13 protein-coding genes are annotated in these 13,142 nt (G+C 59.2%); all 13 read right to left on the reverse strand.

All coding sequences use genetic code 11. The annotated features are described in order from the left end of the window. Positions 1-117: 117 nt before the first annotated feature. The 13 genes from ACM6IN_RS24850 to ACM6IN_RS24910 all read right to left on the reverse strand — a co-directional run bounded on the left by ACM6IN_RS24850 (position 118) and on the right by ACM6IN_RS24910 (position 13,139). Positions 118-1,116: an ADP-ribosylglycohydrolase family protein gene (locus ACM6IN_RS24850; protein WP_414916862.1), complete on the reverse strand. Its 999-nt coding sequence runs from the start codon at positions 1,114-1,116 to the stop codon at positions 118-120. Continuing rightward, positions 1,113-1,826, reverse strand: coding sequence for a GntR family transcriptional regulator (locus ACM6IN_RS24855; RefSeq protein WP_007908297.1), 714 nt, complete (start codon positions 1,824-1,826; stop codon positions 1,113-1,115). Before ACM6IN_RS24855 ends, ACM6IN_RS24850 begins: the two co-directional genes overlap by 4 nt. Positions 1,827-2,123: 297 nt before the next feature. Further along, the gene (gene araH, locus ACM6IN_RS24860; RefSeq protein WP_042704903.1) at positions 2,124-3,092 is read right to left on the reverse strand and encodes an L-arabinose ABC transporter permease AraH; all 969 of its coding nucleotides are present in this window, start codon (positions 3,090-3,092) and stop codon (positions 2,124-2,126) included. A 12-nt stretch (positions 3,093-3,104) separates the two neighbouring features. Further along, positions 3,105-4,649, reverse strand: a complete 1,545-nt coding sequence (gene araG, locus ACM6IN_RS24865) for an L-arabinose ABC transporter ATP-binding protein AraG (protein WP_007908292.1) — start codon at positions 4,647-4,649, stop codon at positions 3,105-3,107. 53 nt (positions 4,650-4,702) lie between these two features. Next, a complete protein-coding gene (locus ACM6IN_RS24870) occupies positions 4,703-5,707 on the reverse strand; it encodes a substrate-binding domain-containing protein (RefSeq protein WP_007908290.1) in 1,005 nt (334 codons plus the stop codon). 136 nt (positions 5,708-5,843) lie between these two features. Further along, the gene (locus ACM6IN_RS24875) at positions 5,844-6,662 is read right to left on the reverse strand and encodes an SDR family oxidoreductase (RefSeq protein ID WP_414916863.1); all 819 of its coding nucleotides are present in this window, start codon (positions 6,660-6,662) and stop codon (positions 5,844-5,846) included. A gap of 271 nt (positions 6,663-6,933) precedes the next feature. Continuing rightward, complete coding sequence (locus ACM6IN_RS24880; protein WP_414916864.1) at positions 6,934-7,809, reverse strand: SMP-30/gluconolactonase/LRE family protein; 876 nt, start codon at positions 7,807-7,809, stop codon at positions 6,934-6,936. Between the two features lie 132 nt (positions 7,810-7,941). Next, a complete protein-coding gene (locus ACM6IN_RS24885) occupies positions 7,942-8,658 on the reverse strand; it encodes a FadR/GntR family transcriptional regulator (protein WP_007908284.1) in 717 nt (238 codons plus the stop codon). Positions 8,659-8,795: 137 nt separating this feature from the next. Further along, positions 8,796-9,356: a DUF1285 domain-containing protein gene (locus tag ACM6IN_RS24890; protein WP_095112887.1), complete on the reverse strand. Its 561-nt coding sequence runs from the start codon at positions 9,354-9,356 to the stop codon at positions 8,796-8,798. A gap of 15 nt (positions 9,357-9,371) precedes the next feature. Further along, positions 9,372-9,977: a DUF4823 domain-containing protein gene (locus ACM6IN_RS24895; protein WP_007908280.1), complete on the reverse strand. Its 606-nt coding sequence runs from the start codon at positions 9,975-9,977 to the stop codon at positions 9,372-9,374. Positions 9,978-10,148: 171 nt separating this feature from the next. Continuing rightward, on the reverse strand, positions 10,149-11,117 hold the full coding sequence (locus ACM6IN_RS24900; RefSeq protein WP_007908278.1) for a GTP 3',8-cyclase MoaA: 969 nt from the start codon (positions 11,115-11,117) through the stop codon (positions 10,149-10,151). Between the two features lie 137 nt (positions 11,118-11,254). Further along, positions 11,255-11,893 (reverse strand): TetR/AcrR family transcriptional regulator, encoded by a 639-nt coding sequence (locus ACM6IN_RS24905; protein ID WP_007908276.1) that lies wholly within the window; start codon positions 11,891-11,893, stop codon positions 11,255-11,257. Between the two features lie 454 nt (positions 11,894-12,347). Further along, on the reverse strand, positions 12,348-13,139 hold the full coding sequence (locus ACM6IN_RS24910) for a TatD family hydrolase (RefSeq protein WP_414916865.1): 792 nt from the start codon (positions 13,137-13,139) through the stop codon (positions 12,348-12,350). Between the last annotated feature and the right edge of the window lie 3 nt (positions 13,140-13,142).

Raw genomic sequence — 13,142 nt, forward strand, 5'->3', positions numbered from 1 at the left:
ATTGCGCTGCGCCTATCGCTGGCAAGCCAGCTCCCACAGGGATCGGGGGTGTACACAAAAGTGTGTTCACAGCAAAAACCTGTGGGAGCTGGCTTGCCAGCGATGGCGTCAGTTCAATCAGCGCAAAGCCAACAGCCCCTGCACCAACGGCTCAAGCTCCAGATGATTAACGGCCTTCACCGTCTCGATCATCGCGCCAGGCCAACACTCAAGACCCAGGCAGGCCCCCAGCATCGCCCCGAGAATCGCCGCGATGGTGTCAGTGTCGCCGCCCAGACTCGCCGCCATGCACAGCGCATCGAACGCACTCATCTCACCGACGGCCACTTGCTGCGCCAGTGCGAACGAGACCACCACCGACTCCTGCGACGCCACCGAAGTGCCGATCACGTCGTAGAGCAGATCGGCCAGTAAAGCCTTGTCGCTATCAACACTGATGGTGCGCGCCCAACTGATCCGCGAGGCAATACGCCCGCCGGCGACCCAGTGCCCGTGCGCCTCGGCTTGCTGAGCGATTTGCTGGCCGAGGTTGAGCGCCTCGCCCAAGTCCACGCCATTGATGCCAGCAGACACTACCGCCGCTACCGCCGCCGCACTGGAAATCCCCAGCGTGGTGTTGTGGGTCACCTGACAGGCCTGCACCACTGCCGCAATAAAGCGCTCAGGATCGGCAACATCTGCCGCGATCCCCACCGGCGTGATGCGCATGGCCGCGCCGTTGGTGGTGCCGTAGCGCCCGGCTTCTTCCGGCGAATGGCCGGCGAGAATCATTTCAATGGCGCGCTTGGTCGACGGCCCGAGCAAATCCTGCGAGCCCTTGGCCTGCATCTCGGCTTCCCACTCGATCAAGCGTTGCGCGAGGATCGCCGGCTCGATGCGGCCCTTGCCTTCGATCAGCAACTCGCCGACCAGAATCGCCTGTTCGGTGTCGTCGGTGATCGAACCTTTGGGCATGTTCGCGGCGATCGGTTGCAACGGACCGGCGTCCTGCAGATCGGTGATCTGGCCGAAACGGGTCTTGATGGTTTCGCGGTTCAGCGATTGCGTCGGCATGCCCAGCGCATCACCGAGGGCCAGGCCATAGAAAGCGCCGAGGGCACGGTTGAGCGCGGTCATTTCGATTCTCCAAATTGCAGGTGCAGACGGAAATGCACCGGGTCGAGCAGGCTTTCGACCAGCTCCATGAAACGGTTCTGGCGGTCGTAGGTAGTGCGCAGCGCTTTGAGGAAAACGGTGCCGACCGGGCGCCCGAGCAGTTCAGCATCTTCGGCATTCAGCGGCTCGGCGCCGATCCATTGATCGCCGCGCTCGCCGATGTAGCCGTACGCGGCCAGGGTGATGGTCAGGGAGTTGTCGATCAGGCCGACGCGCGGCAGGCTTTCCAGGCCGCCGGTCGCTGGCATCAAAGAGCGTTCGAGGGACACCAGCGTACCTTCGTTGGAGCGGCGGCGACGGTCGAGGGTGATGAATTGGTCAGTGCCAAACCGCGATAGCAGGTCTGGCCGGGTCACGGCTTCCAGGCGCAGCACTTCGGTGTTGATCATCGCCCCGCTATCGGCCAAGGCCTGTGCCCAGCCGCTGCGCTGGTCGAGGGCGACACCGTCGAAAGTGACGATGGAACCGACGCCGCTTTGCGTTGCGATGTAGTTACGCCGTTTCAGTTCGGCCAGCGCTTCGCGCAGCGTGCCTCGGCTGACTTGGAATTCTTGAGCCAACTGATGCTCGCCGGGCAACAGAAAGCCGTCCTCCATGAGGCCGCTCTCGATGCGCCGGACGAGTTCGTCGACCACCCGTTGTTTCTTGTCAAATCGTACCTGTCTAATCATGTACAAATTGATACCCGAAACGGGCACGGGCGGGCAAGGAATATTTGGGGATAGTGACGAAAGGCGGGAGAATCAAAAGCCCCTCACCCTAGCCCTCTCCCGGAGGGAGAGGGGACTGAATGGGGGATGCTCAAGAGGTACGCCGACCTGAAAGTGCTTTGCCGAATCCACAATCCACCCGACAGTGCTTTTCCGAATCCATAGTCGACGAGAACTTTCAGGTCGACGGATTACGCAAGACACCTCGGTCGGCCCCCTCTCCCACCGGGAGAGGGCTGGGGTGAGGGGCTCTTGATTCTAGCGTTGCTTCAGACGGTCGATGACCACGGCCAGCAAAAGGATCGATCCACGGATAACGTATTGGTAGAAGGTATCAATGTTCTTCAGGTTCATCGCATTCTCGATGATCGCCAAAATCAACACCCCGGCAATCACATGCCGGATCATGCCGATCCCGCCGCTCAACGACACCCCGCCCAACACGCAAGCCGAGATCACCGTCAGCTCAAAACCCTGACCAATCATCGGCTGCCCCGAGGTCATCCGCGACGCCAGAATCACCCCGGCCAACGCACCAATCACCCCATGCACGGCGAAGATAATGATCTTGGTCCGATCAACGTTCACACCCGCGAGCAACGCCGCTTCCTGATTACCACCGATGGCCATTGTGTTGCGCCCGTAGGTGGTGTAATTCAGCAGCCAGCCAAAAAACAGAAAGCAGACGATGGTGATCAGAATCGGCACCGGCACGCCAAACAGCTGGCCGTTACCGAAGACGAAGAATGATTCCTGCGACACGCCCACCGCTTTGCCGTTGGCAAAAATGTATGCCAGACCGCGAACAATCTGCATGGTCGCCAACGTCGTGATCAAGGCGTTGACCCGCAACTTGGCGATCACGATCCCATTGATCAGCCCGACAATCAGGCCCATTACCAACGCCGCGCTGACACCGAGAAACACGCTGTTGGTGTCGCGCATCACCACCGCCGCGACCACGCCGGCGCAGGCAATCACCGAGCCCACCGACAAGTCGAAGTGCCCCGACGCCAGGCAGTACAACATCGTGCACGCGGCGATCCCGGTGGTGGAAATCGCCAGGCCCAGGCCACGCATGTTCAGCGGCGAAAGGAAGTTGTCGATCAGCAGCGTGCAGGCAATGAAAATGCCGATCGCCGCCAGCAGCATGACCCAGTCATCGAGGAAGCGGCGCATGTCCAAAGGTTTGCGCTCTTTGGGCAGGGTTTCGTTTTGGGTTGTCATCATAGTCACCTCTCAGTTCGCCACGCCGTCAGCGCGGTGGCGCGGCAAAGCCATTTGCAGCAGGTTGGATTCATTGGCCTGGTCACGGCTGATTTCGCCGCGCAGAGCGCCTTCACAGAGCACCAGAATGCGGTCGGAAATGCCCATCACTTCCATCAGGTCGCTGGACACCACGATCACCGAAATACCCTCGGCAGCGAGGTTATGGATGATCTGGTAGATCTCCGCTTTCGCACCGATATCGATGCCGCGCGTCGGTTCGTCGAGCAACAGGACCTTCATCGGCATCGACAGCCAGCGACCGAGAATGGCCTTCTGCTGATTGCCGCCGGACAGAAATTTGATCTGCTGACCGGCATGCGGGGTTTTCACCTTCAGCGCCTTGATCTGTTTGTCGGCGTTGCCCTTTTCCCACAAACCGCGAATCAGGCAACCGAGGCCAGAGTTGGCGCCGCGGGCACTGATGTTGATGTTCTCGGCAACGCTGGCGAGCGGGATGATGCCCTCCTTCTTGCGATCTTCCGGGCACAGCAGAACCCCGGCGGCAATCGCATCGCGCGGTGAGCGCAACTTCAGTTCGTGACCGCGCAGTTCGAGGCGTCCGGCCGTCATGCGCTCAAGGCCACTGAGCAGGCGAAACAGCTCGGTGCGCCCTGCCCCGACCAGTCCGAACAAGCCAAGGATTTCGCCTTTGTGCGCCTCGAAACTGATCGGCTCGCGCAGGCCCGGGCCGAGCAGGCCGGCGACCTTCAGCGCGACGGCGCCGCGTGGACGATGGCGGTAATCGTAGATGTCCTGAATGTCGCGCCCGACCATGCAGGTCACCAGTTGATCGTGGGTCAACTGGCTCATGTCGTCGAAGGTGCGCACGTAGCGGCCGTCCTTGAACACCGTCACCGCGTCGCAGATGCGAAACACTTCTTCCATGCGATGCGAGACGTAAAGCACGACTTTGCCTTCGTCACGCAGGCGCCCGATGATCGCCATCAAGCGGTCGATCTCACGGGCCGAGAGGCTGCTGGTCGGTTCGTCGAAAGCGATCACATGGGCGCCGCGCGACAGCGCTTTGGCGATTTCCACCAGTTGTCGCTGGCCGAGGGACAAGCGTCCGACCTTGGTTTGCGGATCGATTTCATCCGCCAGACCTTTCAGGCAATTCAACGCTTGCTGGCGCAGGGCACCGCGATTGATCAAACCGAAACTGGCCGGCAGATGGCCGAGAAACAGGTTTTCGGCGACGGTCATTTCCGGCACCAGATGCAGCTCCTGGTGAATCACCGCGACGCCGCTGCCGATACTGTCAGCCGTCGACTTGAACGCCATGGTCTGCTCGCCGATCTGCAACTCGCCGCTGCTCGGGATGTAAGCGCCGCCGAGGATTTTCAGCAGGGTCGATTTGCCGGCGCCGTTCTCGCCCATCAAGGCATGAACCTGGCCGGGATGGGCGACAAAGCTGATTGCGTCCAGCGCTTTCACGCCAGGAAAGGTTTTGCCGATCCCGTTGAAGCGCAGGCTGCCGCCGGAGCTGTGTTGTTGTGTTTGTACTTGCGCGTGCATAAAGCCACCTCTTCACACCGAAAAACGGCCCGGCTGCCCGGGCCGTCGCTGCATCAGTTCCACAAGCCGATTTTTTCCAGCTCTTGCTTGAAGTTCTCGCGGGTGATCAGGGTGACGTCGTCCATGGCGGTGTACTTCGGCGGTTCTTTGCCGGTGGTGACCCACTCGAACATCATCTCTGCGGTTTTGTAGCCTTCGATGTGCGGGCTTGGCAGCATCGAGCCAAAGAAACCGCTGTTAGGCTTTTTCAGCTCGCCGATGGCGTCGGTGCCGTTGATGCCGATGCCGATCACGTTGGCGGCGGCGAAACCGGCCGCTTCAGTGGCGCGCACACCGCCGAGCACGGTGTTGTCGTTCATGCCGCCGATGATCAGGTTTTTTGCGCCGCTCGGCAGTTTCACCAAAGCCGAGTTGGTGGCGTCCATGCTGCCCGGTACATCGAGGGTTTTCAGTGCGGCGAACAGAATGTGATCTTTCGGCATGCCGGCGTCTTCAAGGGATTTCACCGAGCCGTCGGTGCGTTTCTTGCCGGTGTCGAGTTCGTTGTAGGTGTTGACCACCGCGTAGGTGTCTTTCCAGTCCCAGTTACGCTTCTTCGCTTCGGCGACCATGGCGTTGCCCTGCTTCTGGCCGACTTCGAACGCGGCCATGCCCAGGTACGGCACGTCTTCCATGAACTTGCCGTTGGCGTCGACAAAGCGGTCGTCGACGGCAATCACTTTCAGGTCATTGAGTTTGGCTTTGGCCATGATCGCCGGGCCGAGCGAGACATCCGGCGGGCAGATCACGAAGCCTTTGGCGCCGTTGGCCGCCAGACTGTCGATCGCCGAGAGGGTCTTCTCGCCATCCGGCACGGCGATCTTGATCAGTTCGAAGCCCTTGTCCTTGGCGGCTTTCTCGGCGAAAGCCCACTCGGTCTGGAACCACGGTTCTTCAGCCTGTTTCACCAGAAAACCGATTTTCACAGTATCGGCAGCGAGCAGCGCACTGCTCAGGCTGAACGCGGTGACCGCCAGAGCGGTACTGCACAGGGTACGAATCCCGAAACGACGTTTCATAAGCTGACTCCTTGTTATTTTTTTTGAGCAATGTTTGAAAAACGTTAAAGCGTGTTCCTGCAAAATCTTCTGACAATAGTCATATCGTATGATGATTGGATTGCAAACGGATTTATCCGCGTGAAAGCCACTGTGCTCAGTCGTGGTACATCACCGAGCGACCACCATCGATGGTGATGCATGACGCATTGATGAACGGTGCTTCATCGCTGGCCAGAAACACCGCCGTCATCGCCACTTCGAGCGGCTGACCGATGCGTTTCGGCGGATGCAGATCGAAGGCGCGCTGACGCTCGGCGTGCGGGTCGGCGAAACCGTTCCAGTAATCGACGTTCAGTTGCGTTTCGATATAGCCCGGGGCGATGGCGTTGACGCGAATGCCTTTCGCGGCGTACTCGATGCCAAGTGCGCGGGTCAGGCCGAGCAAACCGTGTTTGGCCACCGGGTACGGGAAGCAGCCGGGAATGATGTGACTGGAATGGGTCGACGCGATATTGATGATGCTGCCAATGCCCTGTTCGATCATCTGCGGCAGTACCGCTTTACAACCGAACCAGGCACCGTCCAGATCGATGGCGAAACAACGATGCCAGTCTTCTTCGGTCATTTGCAGCGGATCGCGGAACACATTGACCCCGGCGCAGTTGACCAGCACATCGATGCGTCCGTGTAGCGCAACGGCGCGTTTGGCCATGGCGTGCAGATCAGGCTGATGCGAGACATCCGCCTTCAGCGCTTGCACATCGTAACCCTGCTCACGCCAATGGCCGGCAACCTGCTCGACTTTCTCGGCCTGGATATCACTGATAACCAGTTTCGCTTGCTGCGAAGCGAAGGCCGCGACGATGGCTTCGCCGATACCTTGCGCGGCGCCGGTCAGCAGCACGACCTTGTTTTTCAGACGCTCGCCCTTCGGCGGCGCGGGCACCGGCGGCAGGGAAAGAGGTTCAGCCATGGATCAGGACTCCTGTTTCGCAGGCACAAAAAAACCGGGCATCTGCCGGTGTCCGGTCTGGAAGGCGGTTTGAACGAAACAGGCAGGCGCGGCCGACGGCATCGAGCCGTTGCGAGACGCGGACTCCACGCGGGAGTGCGATAGACATTCGCTGCATCACTTCACCTGTTTTGTTCTTTTTAAGTGTGAGTGCGTGTTACTGCTGGAGCCGACTATAAACCCGACCGCAGAATAATCTCAATATATAATTTTGCATCCCATATTTTGGGATTTAATCCGCAAACCGCGTACAGAGTTTTCCTGCAACATCCACGCGCATCGACAGAACTGCGCCATCCAATGGATGGTTGTGCGGGCTCTGGGCGCTGGTGATGAACAGGGTTTTCAGGTCTTCACCGCCGAATACACAACTGGTCGGGCGGCTGACAGGCAGATCGATTTTGCGCTCGACCTTGCCATCAGGTGTCAGCCGCAGCAGGCAACTGCCGTCCCAACGGGCATTCCAGATGTAGCCTTCGGCGTCCATCGCAGAACCGTCCGGGTCACCCTGCTGGTCGGGGCCGTACCAGACTTGCGCAGCATCAAGGTTGCCGTCGGCGTGAATAAAATAGCGATACAGCGTGTCATCGAGACTGTCACCGAACAGGACTGTGGTGCCGTCGTCGCTCCACAGCAGCGTGTTGGGAATGCCCAGGCCGCGCAGCAATGGCGTGACACGTTTATCCGGATCAATGCGGAACAGGCCACCGGAACGACGGGTGATCGGCAGATCTTCGCCGTTCTCGCCGATGTTGTTTTGCATGGTGCCGAGCCACAAACGACCCTGGCCATCGCAGCGCGCTTCGTTGGGGCGATTGCCGGGTTGCGGGTCGGCGACGCAGAACAGCGTCAGTCGCGGTTCGAGGCCTGGGGAGTCGAGATCGAGGCGATAGACGCCGCTACTCAGGGTCACCAGTGCGTCACCGCTGGCGCAGGGGATGAACGCGGAAACGTGTTCAGGCATCTGCCAGATCTGTACGTTCTGACCGATCAAGCGCAGCGCCTGTTTGCCGGCGATATCGACCCAGTACAACGCCTGGGTCGGCGCGTCCCAGAACGGGCCTTCACCGAGTTGGGCGCGGTGTTGGGTCAGGGCGGTCCACGGCATATAACGGTCTCCATTGTTCTTGTTTTTACTGTAGGAGTGAGCCTGCTCGCGATCGCGGTGGACCAGTCGAAGCTACTTTGCCTGATACGACGCTATCGCGAGCAGGCTCACTCCTACAGTGGATCTGTGTATTCAGCTGGCTTTTTTGTCGGCCATGACTTTCGGGTAGAAGCGTTTGATCGCCAAGTCCGCGTTGTCGATCAGGGTCATGCACGCCCACACGCCGCGCGCAGAATCGCGGGCGGCGATGGCATCGGCCATGTCCTTGTGGATGGGTAGCGTACGGCGCAGTTCATCCGGGTCAGCGGCGGAGACTTCGAACGACACCGCCAGCAATGCGCCGAGGGCCGGGACCATTTGTTCGATGAATTGATTGTGGCTGGCGGCGAGAATGCATTCGTGGAAGAACTGGTCGGCGCGGTTGTAATCGGTGCCGCTGTCGACCGCGCGCTCGAGGGCGTTATAGGCCAGTTGCACCGCTTCGATCTGGTCCAGCGTCGCCCGCTCACACGCCCAGCGCACAGCCATGGGTTCGATAGTGCGGCGCAGGTCGAGCAAGTCATCGACAAAGTTTTCCGGCAGCCCGTTGCGCGACAGCCAACCGACGACTTGCGGATCAAACAGGTTCCAGCGCCGCACCGGCAATACGCGCGTGCCGACTTTCGGCCCGACTTCGAGCATGCCTTTGGCGACGAGGGTTTTGATTGCTTCGCGGATCACGGTGCGGCTGACACCGAGCTGTTCGCCCAGATCGGCCTCGACCTTGATGGTCTGCCCGGGTTTGACTTGGCCAGCGGCGATCCAGCTGCCGAGCCAGTCGACCGTCGACGCGTGAAAGCTGCTGGACATGAACACCTCAAAGCGGATTGCGATGGGTGATTAAGCTAATCATCATATGATTAGGTGTCAACGACAAAAAAAGATCGCAGCCTTCGGCAGCTCCTACAGATGTACGCCATGTAGGAGCTGCCGAAGGCTGCGATCTTTTAAGGTTCGAGGCCGATGCGGAAGAACTCGCCGCCACTCCACACACCGAGCCAACGCTGCCCGTCGATTTCGCGGCTGACCGCCAGTTCCACCAGTTGATAGAACACATTTCGGTGGATCAGCGCTTCAAGGTTGGTACGCACATGCACGTAAGGCGCGGGTTCTTGCGTTGTCGGATCAATCTCGACGCGGATCGGATGCTCCGGCCCCGCTTCGGCGGTTTCCTCGACGTTGGTGGTGAAGCGCAACAGCTGCGCCTCCCCTTCGCCTTCAACCTCGACGGCAATCGCCACAAACGGCGCGTCGTCGACCTTGATCCCGACCTTCTCGACCGGAGTGATCAGGAAATAATCATCGCCGTCGCGGCGCATGATCGTGGAGAACAATTTGACCATCGGCTTACGCCCGATCGGCGTGCCCAGGTAATACCAGGTGCCGTCGCGAGCGATGCGCATGTCGATGTCGCCGCAGAAGTCCGGGTTCCACAAGTGCACCGGCGGCAAGCCTTTGGTTTTCGGGATCTGTCCCAACAGGTCATTGGCTTTTTGCGGGCCACTCATGGCGTTCTCCTTGAATTATTGGTCGCCGACTCCCAACAGACTGCGCGCGTACTGGGCCAGCGGCGGGCCGATCAGGTCTTCGGGCTTGCTGTCGTGGAACGTCAGTAAACCGCCACGACTCTTGATCCGTGCAGTATCAATCAAATACTGGGTGCTGGTCTCGATCAACATGATCTGAATCACGCCGCCGTCGATGCCGAGACGATCAACCGCTTCTTCATCGAGCCATTCATCGGAGTTGCCGATGCGGTCGTCAGCCTTGGCGAAGCGGGTGTACAGCAGATAGTGCGCGCCAGCATCGCGAGCTTCGCCCATCGCCTGATCGAGGCCTTCCGGCGCACGGGCACGGCGGACCATCGGGAAGTATTCGACGAAGCCTTTGAAGGCTTCTTCAGCCACAACGTTCGGCCGTGGGTAAGAACCACCCGGCGGTGCGAACGCGCCTTGAGCGATGTAGATAAACGAGTCCGGCTGAATGCGGAAGTTGTTCACGCGGCGGCTATCGCTGTGGTCCAGCAAGCCTGCGTCGCTCATTTGGTAGCGAGTGCCTTCGGCCATATCGCTGACAGTCATACAGCCGCCAAGCGCCAAAACGGCCAGCAGCAAAACCAGGCTACGCATCCTATTCCTCCAGAGGCCGGTGACGGAAAACCGGCGAATGGCCGTTGGATGCAGCTTTTGCGCCAGCTCGGGATTTTTGGCGAATGATGGATCGCCTTCGCGAGCAAGCTCACTCCCACATTTGGAATGCGTTCAACCTGTGGGAGCTAGCCTGCTAGCGATGAAGGAAGTTCAGCCGCCGATAATCTTCATGACGGTAGCACCGCCCGAGAACGCCACTTCCTGTTTATCGCCCAACGCTTTGACCAGCAAACGCTGAAGCGCCGGCAGTGCCTGATGACGCGGCTTGTCGAGCAGATCACCAACATAGTGGCGGTTGCTCGACGACAGACAGCCATGCAGCCAACCGGTCGACGACAAGCGCAACCGCGAGCACGTCCGGCAGAACGGCACGCTTTCGTTGGCGATCACCCCAAAGTTGCCAAGACCGGGAATTGCGTAACGCACGGCGGTGGCGTCTACGGGCGCATCGGTTTGTGCGTACTCATAACGTTCGCCAATCAGCTCCAACAGCTGCTGCAGACTGACAAACTGTTGCAGGAACGCATTGTTGTCCTTGGCTAGGTGGCCCATGCGCATCAATTCGATGAAGCGCAGTTCGTATCCGCGTTCCAGGCAGTAATCGAGCAGCGGCATAACCTGATCGAGGTTCTGCCCGCGCAACGGCACCATGTTGACCTTGATCTTCATCCCCGCCGCTTTCGCCTGATCCATGCCATCCAGCACGGTGGCCAGATCGCCGCCACGGGCGATGCTGCGGAAAGCACCGGCGTCGAGGGTATCGAGGGACACGTTGATCCGACGCAGACCGGCATCTACCAGCAACGGGAGTTTCTTCGCGAGGAGTTGACCGTTGGTCGTCAGGCTGATGTCTTCCAGGCCCATCTTGCCGACAGCGGTCATGAACGATTCGAGCTTGGGACTGACCAGCGGCTCGCCGCCAGTGATGCGCAGACGCTCGATACCGGCGGCTTCGATCAGATACGCCACGCCACGCGCCATGGCTTCAGCCGACAGCTCATCCTGCGCAGCCACCAGCCGCTTGCCGTTAGGCACGCAGTAGGTACACGCGTAATTGCAGGCTGAGGTCAGGCTGATCCGCAAATTGCGAAAACGCCTGCCTTGACGGTCAACGATCATGATCACTCCGGCGAAAGAATTTCGAGCCGCTAAAACTTGACTCACAAATCAAGTTTTAGCAAGCCCTATGCCTGAGTATATTCCTGCGGTACTGCGTCATGTAGCTAAATCATGGCGCAATAAGGCAGCTGAATGGCTCAGCTGCTTGGGGTTTCCGGATCACGCTTGCGCTTGTTGCCCATGCGCACGCCGATGTCCATCAGGAACTGGAAGAAACCTTCCTGATCTTCCAGCACATTGCTCCAGAACGGCGAGTGATACAGCGCGACAGCGCCGTGCACCAGCGCCCAGGACGCGCAGTAGTGGAAGTACGGCGGCACGTCTTCGAGCTTGCCTTCGCTGATGCGCCCTTTGATCAGCAGGGTCAGGCGTTCGAAGTTCGAGGCGCGAATCTTGTGCAGCTCCTCGACCATTTCCGGCACCTGATTGCCTTTTACGACCTTCTCTTCGAGACGGTCGAACAGGCGATAGCGCTGCGGGTCGCGCATGCGGAATTCGAAGTAGGCGCGGGACAGCGCTTCCTTGTCCTTGTCGACATCGGCCGAATGCAGCAGCTCGTTCAAATCACGCTCGTAATCGAGCATCAGGCGCAGATAGATCTCGGCCTTGGATTTGAAGTGCTTGTAGATCGTGCCTTTGCCGATACCCACGGCATCAGCAATCATCTCGACGGTGACACTGTCTTCACCTTGGTCGAGGAACAGCTTGAGCGCGGTATCGAGAATTTCTTGCTCGCGGCGACGAAACTCACGGACCTTACGAGGTTCTTTGTGCATAAGAAAAGGTCTGAAGGGTCAAAATTCGAAGCCGCGTATTATGCCTAACTTGCGCAAAAATGCACGGATCATCCGACCATATCTGTGTTTCTTGTTCATTTTGAGAACGTTTTGGGCGCAATGAGAACTCAACTGAAGCGAACGTATTCCAAATTTGTTTAAAAACCCCGACCGGCTAACTGGACTGCACGCCAGACTGATCAATACTTGAACTGTCGGGCGACATCTCCCCCAAGTGTCGCGCCGGTAAAGGTACCAAGGGACCGCGTGCCTTTGTTTTACTCCTAATGGTCTTAACCCGGATTCACCCCCCAGAACCCGGGTTTTTTTTGCCTGCGATTTAACGCTTGGCGCAGCTACCTGCACATCACAACTGTAGGAGCTGCCGCAGGCTGCGATCTTTTGCCTTTGCCTGTCAAAATCAAGATCAAAAGATCGCAGCCTTCGGCAGCTCCTACACGGCAGATTTAACGGAGGCCAGCGGGAACAGACGCTTGAAGTTCTCGGTGGTCTGCTCGGCAAAACGCTCGTAGTTTTCCCCGCGCAGCATGGCCAGGAATTCCGCCACTTCGCGCACGTACTGCGGCAGATTGGGCTTGCCGCGATAAGGTATCGGCGCCAGATACGGCGAGTCGGTTTCCACCAGCAAACGATCGGCCGGGACCTTGCTCGCGACATCACGCAACGCATCGGCATTGCGGAATGTGACAATGCCCGACAAGGAAATGTAATAACCCATGTCCAGTGCAGCCTTGGCCATGTCCCAGTCTTCGGTGAAGCAATGCAGCACACCGGCCTGCGGCAACGCCGCTTCGCGCAGCAACTCAAGGGTGTCGGCACGGGCGCCACGGGTGTGGATGATCACCGGTTTGCCGGTCTGCTGCGCCGCTTGCAGGTGCAGACGGAATGACTCTTGCTGCAGCTCGGCCGCTTCCGGCTCGTAGTGATAATCCAGACCGGTTTCACCGATCGCCACCACTTTCGGGTGGTTGAGCTCGTGCAACAGCCAATCCAGCGCAGGCGTAGCGCCCGGCTGCACATCGAGCGGATGCACGCCAACCGAACAATCAACGTCGTCATAACGCTCAGCCAGGGCTTTGACGTCAGCGGCGTTGTCCGCACTCACGCCGATACACAGGAAGTGCCCTACTCCGCGCCCACGGGCCGCATCCATCGCGGCATCCAGCGAGCCGTCATGGGCGGCGAGGTCAAGGCGATCAAGGTGACAATGGGAATCTACAAGCATAAA

The sequence above is a fragment of the Pseudomonas sp. IT-P395 genome, assembly GCF_949767675.1.
Lineage (GTDB): Bacteria > Pseudomonadota > Gammaproteobacteria > Pseudomonadales > Pseudomonadaceae > Aquipseudomonas.